The organism is Embleya australiensis (assembly GCF_051903075.1).
Lineage (GTDB): Bacteria > Actinomycetota > Actinomycetes > Streptomycetales > Streptomycetaceae > Embleya.
This window is the reverse complement of sequence record NZ_CP182423.1, coordinates 4,008,693-4,022,690: the sequence shown is the minus strand read 5'-3', so window position 1 is coordinate 4,022,690 and position 13,998 is coordinate 4,008,693. Positions and strand designations below refer to the sequence as shown.

Below are 13,998 nucleotides of genomic sequence, written 5' to 3'. Positions count from 1 at the left end.
ACACCTTGAACGAACCGCTGTATGTCGACCCATGCGTGGCGTTCGGCCTTCAAGCTACTCGGGCAAGGCGGTCCATCGGGTGTTCGCATCCGGCGGGCAGGAGGCGTTCTTCGAGGGGCACGTTCACGCCTTGCGGGCACTGGGCGGTTATGTGGGTGACAACTCTTCCGCGATCTCGTGTTTCCGGTCAGGATGGTCGCTCCCGTCGAGGAGCGCGGATGGCCTGGCAGCCGGAGTTGGTACGACGCGTCGATGCCTCGGGCAATCCCACGGCGTCGCTGGGGCATGCCTTGGTCGACGACTATCTCGAGTTCGTCGCGGCCCGCTGTCGACCCAACACTCTGCTGGCCACCGCCTATGACTTGAAGGTCTTCTTCTCGGCGGTGCCCAAGGAGCCGACCGACGTCGTCACGGCGGATGTCTTCGCGTTCATCACCGCGCAGAAGAAGCCGCGACGCGGGCCGAAGGTCGTCCGGCTTGAGGATGGTGAGGCGGGGCTGTCGGCACGGACCATCAAGCGCCGGCTGGCCAGTGTCTCGGGTCTGTTCGGCTACCTCATGACCCGCGACGACGTGGTCGTTCAACGCAATCCGGTTCCGGTGGGGCTGGCCAACCGCAGGCGGAGCGGTAATCGCGGGGCGCCGTTGCTGCGCACGCCGCGCACTCTGCCCCGCGTTCTTGGCCCGGGCGAGGTCGAGGCGGTGCTGGGCGCGCTGAACACCGTGCGGACCGGGCCATGATCCTGGCGATGCTCCTCGGCGGGCTGCGCCGCTGCGAGGTGCTCGGTCTTCGGCTGGGGGACCTCTCGCCGGGCGAGCGTCGGGTCTTCATCAGCGAGGGCAAGGGCGGCCACCAGCGTCTGATACCGATCTCCGCGCAGTTCTTCAGCACGGTCGGCGACTACCTGGACCGCGAGCGTCCCCCGGTCGACCACGACCGGCTGTTCGTGGTGCTGCGCGGCCCGACCCGCAGCCGGCCGCTGTCCGCCGCCGGCCTGGACGAGATCCTCGAAGGAGCCCGGAAGCGGACCGGACGACCGCGGCTGCCCTGCCATCAGCTTCGCCACACCTGCCTGACCCGGCTACAGGAGGCGGGCATGGCGCTGGAAGCGGTGCAGGCCCAGGCCGGACACCGCTCCATCGAATCGACCCGGATCTACATCCACCTGGCCAACAGCTGGCTCGCCGAGCAGTACCTGCAGGCCGGCGCCGCCATCGACGCGGACAGGACGGGCGCCTGATGCGCCGGGCCCGCGCCGCGGCCCTGCCGATCGTGCGCCCTGACCTCGTCGAGTACTACCTCGCCCACCGGGCCGCCCAGGGCATGAACACCGACCGCAAGGTCCGCTGGGGCGCCCGCGCCCTGCTCGCCACAGTCCCGGACCTCGCGGACTTTGCGGGCCTGCCGCTGGAACGCCGGCTCGCCTTCAACCACGAGACGCGCCGGTTCATCAGCTGGCTCGCGGTGACCGGACGCCTCCAGCCCGGCGCGGACTACCTGGTGGCTCGGCGCCCGCGCCTGGGCATCGTTCTGGCCCGCACCGATCCCGAACTGCACCTGCGCTTCATGGAGACCGCTCGCTCGCTCGGCTTCCGCGACACGGTCGCGATGACCCAGTTCAACCTGCTGGCCCACTTCGTGGCACTGTTCGGCCGGCAGCCTCACGAGCTGCGGCAGGCCGACTGGGACCAGGGACGGCACCTGCTGCTCGAAGCGGCCCTCCGCATCCCCAACCGCGGGGTGAAGGCCCTCTCGACGGCCCTGTTCAATCTGAGGCGACGCTGTTCCACTGCAGCCTGTCCGACCAGCTGCCGCGAAGGCGCTCGCCGGACCGGGCCGACATACGGGCCCAGGAGTGGGCCCGCGTCCCGGCCGCACTGGCGGGGAGCATGCAGCACTACCTGCAGCAGATCGGCGGCACGCTGCGGCCGGGAACCGTGAAGAACGCCGAGCTGACGCTACGGGAGTTCGCCCTGCTGGTGACCGACGAGGACACGGCGGTGAGCCGCGTGGCCGACCTCAAACGGTGGCACATCGAACGCTACCGGCAGTGGCTACTGGAGCGGCCGGCCGCCCGCGGCGGGCCACTGCACCGGCACACCGTCCGCGACCGGCTGAGCAAGCTCCGCGGGTTTTTCCGCCGCCTGGACGAGTGGGACGCCGACGACCGACCGCCCCGCCAGCTGGTGTTCGACAGCGACTTCCCGATCGCAGACGAGCCACTGCCCCGCTTCCTAGACGATGCGGCGGCCGCCAAGCTGCTGGCCGCCGCCCGCCAGGACCCCGATCCGTTCACCCGGTTGGCCATCGAGATCCTCGCCCGCACCGGGATGCGTCGCGGCGAGATGCTCGGCCTCACGATCGACGCGGTGGTCCAGATCGGCTCCGCCTACTGACTGCGCGTCCCGGTCGGCAAGATGCACACCGACCGCTACGTCCCCCTGCACCCGCAGCTGAAGACGCTGCTGGACGACTGGCTGCTGCACCGGCCCGAGGGCCTGCGGTCGAACCTGCTGTTCATCGATCACGGCCGCCAGGTCAACGCTTCCCGCATCGAGCAGGCTGTCCGCAAGGCGGCGGAGCGGGCCGGCCTCGGCCGAGTCACGCCCCGCCAGCTCAGACACACTCTGGCCACCCAGGCGATCAATCGCGGTATGTCCCTGGAGGCGATCGCCGCTCTGCTCGGTCACCGGTCGTTGTCCATGACGCGTGTTTACGCGCGGATCGCCGACCGGACGGTGGCGGACGAGTACTTCGCGGTCTCGGAGAAGGTTGAGGCGCTCTACGACGCCCCGCGCCGACTGCCGGCCGACGCGGAGGGAACGGAGATGGCCAAGCTCCGCCGAGAGATGCACCGCCGAATGCTCGGCAACGGCTACTGCGCGCGCCCCGTCGAGATGGACTGCCATTTCGGGTCGATCTGCGAGTCCTGCACGTTCTTCGTCACCACCATCGATTTCCGCCCCACCCTCGAACGCCAACGCGATGACGCAGCGGCGAAAGGACAGGTCGCCCGCGAGCAGATCTTCGATGGAGTCCTCAGCCGACTCGACGGAGAAGCATCCTGACCTCCTCCGAGTCAGCGGATGATCAACTCGATGGACGCCCGACCAGGTCAGGTGACACGCTCCACTGCGTGACCGCGATTCGAATCCTGGCCGAGTTCGGCTCGTCCGCAGCCATCGGCCCGCTGCACTGCGGCGCGTCTCTCAACGACATCGCGGCGACCCTGGGCCCGCCGTGGGACATCGGTCGGGTGAGCAAACGGCGGCGCTGGCCTCATCTGTTCTCCTACGGGGATGCTGAGCTCTGTGTCTGTCGCTGCCGCCGCGTCACGATGATCAGCGTCCAGACCTGGCGAGACGCCGTCGAGCTTCCCGTCCCCGGGACGGAGAGACTCGCGGCGTTCGCCGGGCCCCTCACACACTCGCAAATCACGGCGGAGCTCAACACGATGGGCTGCCGCTTCAATCCGGTGACACTCCGCCAGCCGCCTGGACAATTGACGCTGCAGGTCACGGCGACGGGTGTCACTTTCACCTTCCGGACCGAGGCTGGCTCCGAGCCCCTCCTGGACAGTGCCAGCCACTGGAGCAACACCCACGAGTGCACACTCCAGCCAAATCACGCTCCAGATGACGGCTTCGGCGCGTGATGAACCCCGGTGATCCGGCCAACAGCCAACGGCCCCGGTCAGGGTCCGGCCCCCCAAAGTGCGCTCCCGGAGCTTGACAGCGAGACCCGCATATTAGAGGAGTGCCGACCGGGAAGGTCCGCTACGACAACCTTAGAGCCGCCGTCGCCCAGGTCCTGGGCTTCTCACGGCAGCGCGTGGAAGCCGAGCGATGGACGGCGTTCCGCTCGCACCACGGCCTGGAAGCTCTCTATTGCCGGCCTGGCCTCGGCGGCGCCCACGAGAAGGGCGGCGTCGAGGGCCAGATCGGCTGGTTCCGCCGCAACCACCTGGTTCCCGTCCCCGAAGTCGCCACGCTCGCCGAGCTGAACGAAATGATCGAGCAATGGGACCGGGAGGACGACGCCCGCCGGATCCGTTCCCGGCCCCGCACCATCGGCGAGTACTTCGCCGTGGAGCAACCCGTGCTCGCGCCGCTGCCGGACGAGCCGTTCGAGACGGGTCGCCTGTTCACCCTCCGCGTTGACCGATACAGCCAGATCAGCGTCCGCACGACCGCTACTCGGTGCCGGTGCGTCTGATCGGCCGCACTGTCCGCGTCATGCTGCACGCCTCCGAAGTGGTCGTCCACGACGGACGAGAGGAGGTCGCACGTCACGAGCGGCTGATCGCCAAGGGCGGCACGCACCCGCCTCGACCTGGACCACTACCTGGAGGCACTGGTGCGCAAGCCCGGAGCCCTGCCCGGGGCGACCGCGCTCGAACAGGCACGTTCCGCGGGCAAGTTCACCCCGGTCCACGACGCCTGGTGGGCAGCCGCCCGAAGGGCTCACGGAGACCGGGACGGCACCCGCGCCCTGATCGAGGTCCTGCTGCTGAGCCGCCACCTGCCCCACGAACACCTCGTCACAGGCCTCGCGGTCGCCCTGAAAGCCGGAGCGTTGACCGCCGACGCCGTCGCGCTCGAGGCCCGCAAGGCCGCCGAGACCGACACGCCCGGACTTCCCGCCGAGCCCGAGCGGCCGACCACAGGCCAAGCGAACGTCACCTCCCTGACCGCCAGGCGCCTGGCCCACCTCCCACCCGACACCCGGCCACTGCCCTCGGTGGCCCACTACGACCAACTGTTGCGACACCGGCGACCGAACCGCCCGACCACCACCTGAAGGAGAACGCCGTGACCTTCCCCCACCAACGAGGACTCACCGAGCAGGCCGCCAATGCCGCCGCCGACCAGGCATGCCGGATGCTGCGGCTGCCCACCATCCGCGCCCAGTTCCCCGAACTCGCCGAGACCGCCTCCCGCGAACAGATGTCCTACCTCGGGTTCCTGGCCGAACTGCTGATGTCCGAGTGCGACGACCGGGCCCGGCGCCGCTCCGAGCGCCGCATCAAGGCCGCCGGCTTCCCTCGCGATAAGTCCTTGCGCAAATTCGACTTCGACGCCAACCCCAACATCGACCCCGCGATGATCCACACCCTCGCCACCTGCGAATGGATCAAGAAGAGCCTCCCACTCTGCCTCATCGGCGACTCCGGCACCGGCACCGTCAAGTCCCACCTGTGACGGCGGTCATGGAAAGCTGGGTCTTCGGCGATTTCCGTGAAGCGGATCATGGTGTGGTAGTCGTGCTGGGTGCTCGGGGGTCAAGTCGCTGAACTGCTGGGAGTCTTGTTTCCGCATCTGTCGCGGGTGGTGGTCGAGGCGGTCTCCGCTGTCGGGAGGTCGGTGCGGATCAAGGCGCGTTGTACCGGTCTGGAGGCTGAATGCCCGGGGTGTAGGTCACCGTCCCGGCGGGTCCACAGCCGGTATGCGCGGATGCTCGCGGACACCGCTGTGGCAGGTCGCCCGGTCGGAATCGAGCTGCGTGTTCGTCGGTTCTTCTGCGACGAAGTCGCATGCCGGAGAAGGACGTTTGCCGAGCAGGTCGACGGGCTCACCGTCCGGTACGGTCGGCGCACCCCGACCGCGCAGCGGCCGCTGGAGCGGGTCGCGCCGGCACTTGGTGGCCGGGCCGGCGAGCGCCTGACCGCGCACCTGGCCGTCCCGACGAGCGGGTCGACGTCCCGGCGCCGCTGCGGGTGGAGGTGCTGGGCGTGGACGAATTCTCTCTACGGCGCGGCCGGGTCTTCGGCACGATCCTGGTCGACATGCAGTCGCACCGGCCTGTCGACGTGCTGCCGGACCACACCGCGGACACCTTCGCCGCCTGGTTACGCGACCATCCCGGGGTTCGCATGGTCTGCCGCGACCGCGGCGGTGCGTTCGCCGAGGCCGCCGAACGCGCGCTGCCCGGTGTTCCGCAGGTCGCTGACCGCCGGCATTTGCTCGACAACCTCGCCACCGCGGTGGAGAAGGCCGTCCGGCGACACCGTGCCTGCCTGAACCCGCCCCCACCCGAACGCACCGTCCCTGACAGCACACCGGACCCCGACGACGAGGAAAGCCCGGCCCGGCGGCAGATACGCGCCCGCTGGACCGAGATCCGCGCCCTGCATGACCTGGGCCTGACGATCACTGCGATCAGCGAGCAGACCGGGCCGGCCGCAAGACCGTCCGCCGCTACGCGCACGTCGCCACCGGCGACGAGCTGATCACCGTCCGACCGCGCCGCGGCAGCGCCCTCACACCCCACATGCCGTACCTCGCCGCGCGGTGGGCCGAGGGCTGCAATAACGCGCAGACGCTCCGCGACGAGATCGCCGCCCGCGGCTACACCGGTAGTCGCAAGACCGTCCGCCGGTTCCTCAACAGCCTTGCAGACAAGGATGGTTCGCCCATGAAGCCACTTCCGCCGCCGCCTGTCCGCGACGTGGTCCGATGGATCGTCGGGCGACCCGAGCGGCGGAGCGAAGCCGCCCGGCTGCAACTGAAGGACCTGTGTGAGCGCTGCGACCATCTCGCTGAGATCGACCGGCTCGCCCGCGGCTTCGCGACGCTCCTGCGACGACGCCACGGCCACCGACTTCCCGAATGGCTCGCCCGGGCGGACGCCTCCGAGATCAAGGAACTCCGCACCTTCGCCCAGGGCCTGCGCAAAGACCTCGACGCCGTCACCGCCGGCCTGACCCTCCCCTGGAGCTCGGGCGCGGTCGAAGGACACGTGAACCGAACGATTATGTGGAATCTGAGTTGTCAAGGTCTTCGGCGGTGCCGGCAACCGCCGGCCCGCAGTTGTGGGGCAGATGGGCGACGACCAAGGCGACTGCGTCACCAGGGGTGTCGGCTTCTCCGATGTCCGCCGGTCCGTGAGGTGACCGGGTGTGCCACCAGGTCACTCGGTAGCTTCCGTTCGCGGGGGTGATCACCGCGATGTCGTGGGTGTAGGGGAATCCGGTGCAGCGGCTGAAGTTCAGCGTCCGGTGGCTGTGGAAGGGAAACAGGGCTCGCAGCCGCGGCTGAGCGTATGCAGCCTCGATGAGCTCATGGTCAACGTGCCATGCAGTGGTCCGCCGGTAACTCGTCCATTGGGCCTCGACGGCGTCACCACGCTCGTGGGCCTCGGCGAGCGGACTGTAGTCGACGAACGGGCATGCGGACTTCAGGCGTGCCAAGGTGACGCCGGACTGCCAAGCGCCGAAGGCCGACGCAACGGCGTCCAAGCTGGCCGTCGTGCCTTTGGCCATCATGACGCCGCGTTCCCAGAAGTCCACGATGAAGACGCGCTCTGCGATACCGAGGAGAGCGGTGGTCGTCCGCCTGTCACCGTCCGCTCGGGCTCCGCACCGCCACCAGCCCGGAGCGCGTTCGGGAAGCACGTCCAGGGCATGTCCAGCTTCGTGAACGGCTGTCTGCAGGATGCTCTGGAGCGTGCCGTCCAGACCGAGTTCGGGATAGAGGTCGGCCAGGTTGTCCGCGGCGGGGTCAGGAGTCACGATTCCCCTTCTTGCCGATGCACTCCGGGTGCGGTCGGCCCTTTGACACGTCCCGACGGCGGCTCGCTGCGTCGGACTTCGACGAGAGGTAGCAGCATGGAGTCTGCAGGTATTCCGAGTTGGCGGGGCGTCGGGCCTGCCGGGGTGGGAACATCGCCAGGCGGGCGAGGAGCTTGTCCAAGGCGGTCTGGCCGTCATCGACGGCATGGCGTTCGTCGTCGGTCAGCGGAATGGTGGCGAGCATGCGCTGAAGGTTGCCTTTGGCCTCCAAGATCTGACTCTTGGTGGAACCCTTCGGGGTGTAGAAGTCGCACTTGGCGCAAGCCATGCGATGTTGGCACTGCTCGAAGAAGGTGTAGGTGCAGTAGCCGTGGCCGAGGTCGTAGTGCTGCCAGGGTTCGCCGGTCGCGGCGGCTCCGGAGGCGACCGCGTCGCGGTCGACCAGGACCTCGATGGTGCGGACGTTCCGCTCGAAGTAGCCGGCTTCGGAGTATGCCTTGGACAGGGTGTTCGGTGTGATCTTCGCGTAGTACTGGGTGGATTGCGGTGATCGGTGTCCGAGCCAGGCTTGCAGTTCGAACAGCGTCATCGGTTCCTTGGCGTTGTAGAGCTGGCTGGCGATGGTGGACCGAGCACGGTGGCTGGTGATGTTCCCGCGAACGTCGGCGGCGGGAACACCGGCTTTGCGGCAGAGCATCGGGATGACCGTGTTGTTGATGTAGTGGGTCGAGACACGGCGGGCCCGGATGGCGAACAGCAGGTCAACGCGCTCGCCGGTGCGGCGGTCAGTGAACTTGGGCTGATCCGGGCGGACAGCCTGCCAGGCGTCGACGGCCTGGCCGAGGATCGGGTCGACCGGCTTGCTGAAGGCGGTGCCAGTCTTGTGGGGCGGGACGTCGAGGAGGCAGACGGTGTCGCGGGCCAGGACCTGCGGTGAGTCACCGGTGATCGGGGCGCCGTCGTGCTGCCAGCGGATGCAGCCCACCCTCAACCGGGCGATCTCGTTGCTGCGTTGGCCGGAGAACAACCAGGTCAGCGTGACGGCCCGGACCAGTTCGAAGGGGTAGAACTGCCCGGCCTGGGACTGCGGGAGATCCCCGACTTCGAGGTTCAGGCCCGCCCACAGAAGCTTCGCCCAGATCTCATCGGCGATCACCCGCGGGTCGGGGCCGAGGAGAGCAGTGATGCTGCGGGGAATCGCCAGCGCGCGCAACGGGTCGAAGCTGCGGGGCAGCCACTCCCATTCCTGGCAGTCCTTGAAGAACGTCCGCAGCGCGGTGATATGCCCGGCCTTGGTCGCCGCTTCGAGCGGCTTCCCGAGACGGTCCCCCAAGCTGGCCGTCCGCTGAACGTAGTCACCGACCTTCATCCGGTCCACTGCGGCGATCCAGGTCGCGCAGGTCTGACGCGTCCAGTCGTTCGGGTCCGCGGCGTCGAGCTGTTCCGCGGCGATCCACCGGCCCACCCGGAGAAGGGTCGAGCGCATGGCACCGCGGACACCCGGGCTGAGCGTAGAGGTGGCGTACCAGCGGTCGACCCACTGTTCCCACACCTTCGCGCCGCCGGTCGCCCGTGCCGACCGGCGGCCGGTGATGGGCTGCGGAGGATCACAGAACCCGAGTTCGGCAACCGCCCGCTGGGTGGCGTGCAGGGTGTAAAGCTGTGAGCCGGCCAGCATCTTCTCGCGGCGGACCCGGTCGAACAGCGTGGTGTCGAGATCCTCAAGATGCGGGCTGCGGTTGAGAAGAAGCAGCTGGCAGACGACCATCGGCAGCAGAGTGTCGTCGTCCCGGCCCAACTGGTATCCCCAGGAGACGAGGACCGCGCGGATGCGGGCGATCTCGCTGTTCACCCGGTCACGTCCGAAGATCCGCCAGGACAGGGTGAGTCGTTGGAAGCTGCCGAGTCGGTGGAACTCGTTGAACGAGCCCAGCAGGTAGGCGTGCGCGGCGAGGTAAGGGCGGACCTCGTCGTTGACCCAGCCCGGGCCGTGCTGATGGAACTCGGTCTGGTTGCGGCCGAGCAGATGGACCCACTCCTGCGGGGTCCATCCCCAAAAGGTCCGGCCGGTTTCCGCGCAACGCGTCAGCATCACGGCGATCACGTCGAGCATGGCGCGTCGCCGATGTGGGGTGGGCGGCGAGTCCAGGGCGGCGTTGACCGCCTCCATCGGACCCAGCAGACGCCGGATCACCTGCCACCCGGCAGCGGACGGATCGTGGTCCTTGAGCCGACGCAGATTCCGCACCCCGAGTTCGCTGACGGCTCGGGCCTCGGCGGGCCGAGCAAGCTTCGCGCTCCTACGGCGCCGCATACTGCTCGCGGATTGACGCGCTTCACGGAAATCGCCGAAGACCCAGACGATCTATCCGCCCACGGGGAGCATCACATTTCCGCCGTCAGGCCGGCGAGGCTACCGGGCAGAGCACATCCCGCAGGAGATCCCCGCGGCCCGGCTCGACGTCCTCCTCGGTCGCGACCGCGCCGCCTACGCGCGGACGATCCGTGCACTACGGCGACTGACCGCCTTCCAACTCGTCCAAGCCGCCGAGACGAGCACGCTGTGCGAGGCCGCCCGGTTCCTCGGCATCCCCTCGGCCCGGCTCACCGATCCGACCAAGCGAATCCCGCCCTCCGACCGCCTCCCCCAGCTCCGCGACGGCCAGGACCTCACCCAGGCACTCGAACGCCTCGCACAGCACGTCGGGAACGACCCACACTCGATCGACCACCACGAGCGCCGACAGCGCCTCGCCACCCGGCATCTCGGCGCCGCCGACCGGGAAGCCCTCAAGCGGGAGTCCGACTTCGTCCCCAGGCCCCCGCTCTCCCCCACCGGCCGCCCCGAACGGACCGGAACACCGTGTCGTCAAAGCCCTGACGAACCGCGCACCGTCACAGAGATAACGGCAACTCGTCACAGCGCTGGCGGCGCGCGCCGGCACCCTGGTCGGCGTAGAGGCGCCGGGCTCGGTCCGGGACTCGTGAACGCGCTCGCGTCTCGGTGCCGGGACGGGTGGTGCGGCTCATCCTCAGGTCGCCCAGGGAAGACGTACCGCCTCGACGTCGGTGTCGTTCAGCAGCGCATCGATGAGGGCTGGAGGCCCGGCGATCTTGGTGGCCCACAGGTCGTAGTCGGTGCACAGGACCCATGAGCGGTCTTCGGCCCAGAGGTTGGCGGGGCTGAAGTCGGCCGGGGCGGCCTCGGACATGTCGTAGAGGACGGCAGCGTCACGCAGGCGCCCCGCCCGCACATGGAGGTCGTCGAAGTCGACGGCCCCGAGCGTCAGCGGGTTGTAGTAGGCCAGGCAGCGAGTGTCCGGACCCGCGGGGCTCTGCGCGGCGAGGATGTCGATCAGCCGGATCCAGGTCTCACGGTCCAGGCTCCCCTCGGTGGGAGGAACGATGCCGAGCGGCCAGCTGCCGTTCTTCGTGACCGAGGGAAAGCAACGGTGGGAGGGCAGCAATCCGTCGGGGACGATCGGGTCGCCGCTCCGCCGGGCAAGTTCCGCCCAGCGCAACCGTCGCCAGCCGGGGCCGGGATGCCCGGCGCGGCCCAGGCCACCTCCCGTGGCGTCGCCCACGGCGTCGAGATCGATGCCCGCGACGATGTCGCGCAGCGTACTTCCGTCCGCCAGACGCGCCTGGCGGTACTCGTGGTGCGACACGTCGCCCGGCCCGTCCTCGTGCTCGTACATGGCGTTGAGCACCCAGACCGCATCGGGCATCGATGGCGGCATGAACCCGGTCAAACCGTCGCCGCACAGCGCACGTAGCCAGTCCGTCGCGCCGACCGGCGCGAGCGGCCATACGTCTGACAACAGATTCGATTCCTCGGGCATGCGTTCATGATCTCATTCGCGGCCACGAGCCACGCAAGCGAAAAAGCCCTGTGGCGCGAGGAGTTCCGTTCCTGCGGGGAGCGGGCCGGGCATCCCGCTGCCGTCACGGAACGGTCCGGCCCTGGGCGGCCGAGGGATCGCGGCGGCCCCGGCGCGACAGGGGTCGTTCCCGGGGCGGCCGAGGGGTCAGGTGGTCGCGAGCATGCCGACGCGCAGGATGGTGAAGGCGCGGGTGAGCAGGCGGGAGACGTGCATCTGGGACACGCCGAGGCGTTCGCCGATCTCGATCTGGGTGAGGTCGTCCCAGAAACGCCGCGGCCGGGAAGGGGCAGTCGATCCCGCCCGGCGCGCCGACCCTCCCGGAGCGCCTGCGCGCGGTGGTGATCGGACACCGGCCGACCCGGCATCCGTGACCGGCACTTCGACGCCACGGCGCGCACCGCCGCCGACGGCACCGTCACGCGCCTCCCGAGCGCATGGTCGCCGCACACCGACCATGCTCCCGCCGCCCCGACGAGCAAGGACCCCACGGCGTGATCGAGGCGCGATCGCGGTGCCCACGCCGATGCCGGCCGCCGTCGACCGTCGCCGTCGAACGGATCGGCAAGGCGAAGCCGTCCATCACGGGGGTTGCGGCCGGTGTACCGTCATGTTGCATTCGACCCCACCGACGCACGATGGCGCCCGGTCGACGCTTTTCACGTCTGTCCGGTGTCGGGCTCCGGTCCGGATATCGGCCCGAATGCGTTGCCGTACAGCGCGAGGAGCTCGTTGACGACCATCTCGCGGACCAGGACGCCCGCGACGGTCAGGACCCCGTCCCAGGCGACGGCGTCGAGATGGGCCGGGTCGTCGGCGTCGGCCGGCAACCGTTCGGCCACGGCGTCGTAGGCGGCTGCGAGTTCTCGCATCAGGTCCGCCTCCCGCACGGTGCGCAGGCTCGCGCCCAGCCACGGCAGCGGGTCGTCCGCGTCGCAGGAGTCGTCGAACAGGACGTGGACGATGGCGTCGAGGTTCTCGAACTCGTCGTCGTTCAACCACACGTCACGCTGCCACGAGGCGCTGGACAGGGACAGCACGGCCTGTACGACGGACATGCGGTGATCGGGGTAGACGATCGCGTAATCGGTCACGCCCGACGTTAACGCCCCTCCCGACAGTGGGTCGAACCGATTTCGCCGTGCCCCTCACGCTCGCCAACGCCCCGTCGGCTGCGCTCGACGTCGACTCGGCATGCGCGGCGACTGCTCGATCGGCCGGCACCGAGCGGCATCGATCGCAAGGACGAAAGCGCGCACGGCGTGGCCCTCGGTCACGGCGGCGGCTGTTCCTCGCCCGAACTACCAAAAGGCCACGAGGAGTCCGGGTGCGACTCGGTGGCAGGCCCGGGCGATCGCGGTGGACACGGCGGCGGCGCACCGGCCCGGCCGGGGCACCTGGAGGTGTCGCGCGCGCCCACATGGAGACCGTGACCGCGTTCGACGGCGGGCCGGAAGACGTACGGCTCGGAACCTGGGTGGCCACCACCCGGCGGGCGCAACTCCCGGCCGAGCGCAACGCCGAGTCGGACGCGCTCGGCATGCGCAGGCCGTGACGTTCGTTCCATCCACGGGTCTTTCCAATGGAACCGAACATCCGTCCCGGATCCTGCAAAACCACAGGCCACAGACCAGACGAAGCCGAACAAGACAGCAAAGCCCCGGCCACGCAGCCAAGATCCATAAACCCAGGTTCTGCGAATCCAACGGTCAACACATGATCAATCGACAAGATCTTTCAAAACAGCCGGGACGGAGCAACCCATGCAGACGGCTTCGGAAACTGACAGCCGTCGGAGAACGAAGCCGTCGCCGGGCTGCTCGGCGCGATGCGGAGTACTCGACCTTCCCGGCGCCGGTTGCGGCCCGTTCGGGCCGGCGGCTCATGATCGCCGCCGGCGTCAGGGCGTCAGGGCGATTGTGGGAGCGAGGCGAGGATGGCGTCGAGACCGAACTCGAAGACGTCCCGTTGGGTGAAGGTCGGAAAGTCGACGGTGGTGGCGTGCATTGCCGGGTACACCTCGGCCGGGAGGCGGGCCCACTGTTGGCGGACGCGTTCCCAGTGCTGCGGGTCCTCGTCCCAGGCCCGGCGGACGGGGTAGAGCGTGGCGCAGCCGAGGACGAAGCGGATCAGCGTGGCCAGCAGACCGATCGCCGTCCGGTGGTCGACCCGCAGTCGCGCCATGCGGGCGTAGACCTGCTCGGACATGCGGGCCTCGACCTCGCCGACTTCGTCGGGGCGGGCGTTGATCTGCAGGAGGGCCGGGTGCGTGATGAACAGCTCGAAGTAGGCGCGCATCACCTGCCGGAGCCATGCGACGTCGTCGAGATCGGGGTCGGGCCACTGGAATCGGCCCAGCAGTTCCGCGGTGACCGCGAGGAGGATCGCGTCCTTGTCGCGGAAGTACGTGTAGAGCGACATCGGGCGGACGCCCAGTTGGTCGGCGAGCCGGCGGATGGTCACCGCGTCCAGTCCGTCGCGGTCGATCAGTTCGATCGCCGCGTGGACGATGGCCTCGGGGCTGAGGGTGCCACGGGGTGCGCGAGCGGGCGTTGTCTTGTGTCTGGGCGACGACATTTGGGTTCCTGATTCGTTCGGGACACCAGT

General features: G+C 69.1%; 16 protein-coding genes and 4 pseudogenes. 13 read left to right on the top strand and 7 right to left on the bottom strand.

What is annotated here, in order from left to right; genetic code table 11:
* Nucleotides 1-218 precede the first annotated feature (218 nt).
* The 12 genes and pseudogenes from ACMXN5_RS47910 to ACMXN5_RS47855 all read left to right on the top strand — a co-directional run.
* Nucleotides 219-740, top strand: a complete 522-nt coding sequence (locus ACMXN5_RS47910; RefSeq protein ID WP_439681177.1) for a site-specific integrase — start codon at nucleotides 219-221, stop codon at nucleotides 738-740.
* Nucleotides 737-1,240 (top strand): tyrosine-type recombinase/integrase, encoded by a 504-nt coding sequence (locus ACMXN5_RS47905; RefSeq protein ID WP_439681176.1) that lies wholly within the window; start codon nucleotides 737-739, stop codon nucleotides 1,238-1,240. The genes ACMXN5_RS47910 and ACMXN5_RS47905 overlap by 4 nt, the downstream gene beginning before the upstream one ends.
* Nucleotides 1,240-1,941, top strand: coding sequence for a hypothetical protein (locus ACMXN5_RS47900; RefSeq protein WP_439681175.1), 702 nt, complete (start codon nucleotides 1,240-1,242; stop codon nucleotides 1,939-1,941). Before ACMXN5_RS47905 ends, ACMXN5_RS47900 begins: the two co-directional genes overlap by 1 nt.
* Nucleotides 1,890-2,396: a hypothetical protein gene (locus ACMXN5_RS47895; protein WP_439681174.1), complete on the top strand. Its 507-nt coding sequence runs from the start codon at nucleotides 1,890-1,892 to the stop codon at nucleotides 2,394-2,396. The genes ACMXN5_RS47900 and ACMXN5_RS47895 overlap by 52 nt, the downstream gene beginning before the upstream one ends.
* A 21-nt stretch (nucleotides 2,397-2,417) precedes the next feature.
* Complete coding sequence (locus ACMXN5_RS47890; protein ID WP_439681173.1) at nucleotides 2,418-3,068, top strand: tyrosine-type recombinase/integrase; 651 nt, start codon at nucleotides 2,418-2,420, stop codon at nucleotides 3,066-3,068.
* A 68-nt stretch (nucleotides 3,069-3,136) separates the two neighbouring features.
* Nucleotides 3,137-3,655, top strand: coding sequence for a hypothetical protein (locus ACMXN5_RS47885; protein ID WP_439681172.1), 519 nt, complete (start codon nucleotides 3,137-3,139; stop codon nucleotides 3,653-3,655).
* Between the two features lie 101 nt (nucleotides 3,656-3,756).
* Nucleotides 3,757-4,215 (top strand): hypothetical protein, encoded by a 459-nt coding sequence (locus tag ACMXN5_RS47880; protein ID WP_439681171.1) that lies wholly within the window; start codon nucleotides 3,757-3,759, stop codon nucleotides 4,213-4,215.
* A 141-nt stretch (nucleotides 4,216-4,356) separates the two neighbouring features.
* Nucleotides 4,357-4,800 (top strand): hypothetical protein, encoded by a 444-nt coding sequence (locus tag ACMXN5_RS47875; protein ID WP_439681455.1) that lies wholly within the window; start codon nucleotides 4,357-4,359, stop codon nucleotides 4,798-4,800.
* 11 nt (nucleotides 4,801-4,811) lie between these two features.
* A pseudogene (locus tag ACMXN5_RS47870) lies at nucleotides 4,812-5,198 on the top strand (ATP-binding protein); the annotation flags it as partial.
* 72 nt (nucleotides 5,199-5,270) lie between these two features.
* Nucleotides 5,271-5,516 (top strand): annotated as a pseudogene (locus ACMXN5_RS47865) (transposase family protein); the annotation flags it as partial.
* 200 nt (nucleotides 5,517-5,716) lie between these two features.
* Entirely contained in the window at nucleotides 5,717-6,229 is a 513-nt protein-coding gene (locus tag ACMXN5_RS47860) for an ISL3 family transposase (protein ID WP_439681170.1), read from the top strand.
* A 41-nt stretch (nucleotides 6,230-6,270) separates the two neighbouring features.
* Nucleotides 6,271-6,726 (top strand): annotated as a pseudogene (locus ACMXN5_RS47855) (DesA/ISL3 alpha bundle tail domain-containing protein); the annotation flags it as partial.
* 25 nt (nucleotides 6,727-6,751) lie between these two features.
* Here ACMXN5_RS47855 and ACMXN5_RS47850 read toward each other — a convergent pair.
* From ACMXN5_RS47850 to ACMXN5_RS47825, 6 genes and pseudogenes are all read right to left on the bottom strand, one after another.
* On the bottom strand, nucleotides 6,752-7,510 hold the full coding sequence (locus ACMXN5_RS47850) for a DUF6193 family natural product biosynthesis protein (protein WP_439681169.1): 759 nt from the start codon (nucleotides 7,508-7,510) through the stop codon (nucleotides 6,752-6,754).
* On the bottom strand, nucleotides 7,500-9,623 hold the full coding sequence (locus tag ACMXN5_RS47845; protein ID WP_439681168.1) for a tyrosine-type recombinase/integrase: 2,124 nt from the start codon (nucleotides 9,621-9,623) through the stop codon (nucleotides 7,500-7,502). The genes ACMXN5_RS47850 and ACMXN5_RS47845 overlap by 11 nt, the downstream gene beginning before the upstream one ends.
* Nucleotides 9,624-10,020: 397 nt before the next feature.
* Complete coding sequence (locus ACMXN5_RS47840) at nucleotides 10,021-10,275, bottom strand: hypothetical protein (RefSeq protein ID WP_439681167.1); 255 nt, start codon at nucleotides 10,273-10,275, stop codon at nucleotides 10,021-10,023.
* A gap of 267 nt (nucleotides 10,276-10,542) precedes the next feature.
* Nucleotides 10,543-11,352, bottom strand: coding sequence for a hypothetical protein (locus tag ACMXN5_RS47835; RefSeq protein ID WP_439681166.1), 810 nt, complete (start codon nucleotides 11,350-11,352; stop codon nucleotides 10,543-10,545).
* Between the two features lie 186 nt (nucleotides 11,353-11,538).
* Nucleotides 11,539-11,664, bottom strand: a pseudogene (locus ACMXN5_RS47830) (sigma factor-like helix-turn-helix DNA-binding protein); the annotation flags it as partial.
* 386 nt (nucleotides 11,665-12,050) lie between these two features.
* On the bottom strand, nucleotides 12,051-12,485 hold the full coding sequence (locus ACMXN5_RS47825; RefSeq protein WP_439681165.1) for an SCO4402 family protein: 435 nt from the start codon (nucleotides 12,483-12,485) through the stop codon (nucleotides 12,051-12,053).
* A 326-nt stretch (nucleotides 12,486-12,811) separates the two neighbouring features.
* Between ACMXN5_RS47825 and ACMXN5_RS47820 the strand changes: the two genes are divergently transcribed.
* Nucleotides 12,812-12,946, top strand: a complete 135-nt coding sequence (locus ACMXN5_RS47820; RefSeq protein ID WP_439681164.1) for a helicase associated domain-containing protein — start codon at nucleotides 12,812-12,814, stop codon at nucleotides 12,944-12,946.
* Between the two features lie 353 nt (nucleotides 12,947-13,299).
* Here ACMXN5_RS47820 and ACMXN5_RS47815 read toward each other — a convergent pair whose 3' ends face one another.
* Nucleotides 13,300-13,968 (bottom strand): TetR/AcrR family transcriptional regulator, encoded by a 669-nt coding sequence (locus ACMXN5_RS47815; protein ID WP_439681163.1) that lies wholly within the window; start codon nucleotides 13,966-13,968, stop codon nucleotides 13,300-13,302.
* Nucleotides 13,969-13,998 lie beyond the last annotated feature (30 nt).

Bases quoted from the DNA above. Each gene is read 5' to 3' on its own strand.
- ACMXN5_RS47840 (WP_439681167.1), bottom strand. From the start codon at position 10,275: ATGCCGGGTGGCGAGGCGCTGTCGGCGCTCGTGGTGGTCGATCGAGTG.
- ACMXN5_RS47890 (WP_439681173.1), top strand. From the start codon at position 2,418: ATGCACACCGACCGCTACGTCCCCCTGCACCCGCAGCTGAAGACGCTG.
- ACMXN5_RS47820 (WP_439681164.1), top strand. From the start codon at position 12,812: ATGGAGACCGTGACCGCGTTCGACGGCGGGCCGGAAGACGTACGGCTC.
- ACMXN5_RS47905 (WP_439681176.1), top strand. From the start codon at position 737: ATGATCCTGGCGATGCTCCTCGGCGGGCTGCGCCGCTGCGAGGTGCTC.
- ACMXN5_RS47895 (WP_439681174.1), top strand. From the start codon at position 1,890: ATGCAGCACTACCTGCAGCAGATCGGCGGCACGCTGCGGCCGGGAACC.
- ACMXN5_RS47900 (WP_439681175.1), top strand. From the start codon at position 1,240: ATGCGCCGGGCCCGCGCCGCGGCCCTGCCGATCGTGCGCCCTGACCTC.
- ACMXN5_RS47835 (WP_439681166.1), bottom strand. From the start codon at position 11,352: ATGCCCGAGGAATCGAATCTGTTGTCAGACGTATGGCCGCTCGCGCCG.
- ACMXN5_RS47815 (WP_439681163.1), bottom strand. From the start codon at position 13,968: ATGTCGTCGCCCAGACACAAGACAACGCCCGCTCGCGCACCCCGTGGC.
- ACMXN5_RS47910 (WP_439681177.1), top strand. From the start codon at position 219: ATGGCCTGGCAGCCGGAGTTGGTACGACGCGTCGATGCCTCGGGCAAT.
- ACMXN5_RS47845 (WP_439681168.1), bottom strand. From the start codon at position 9,623: ATGCTCGACGTGATCGCCGTGATGCTGACGCGTTGCGCGGAAACCGGC.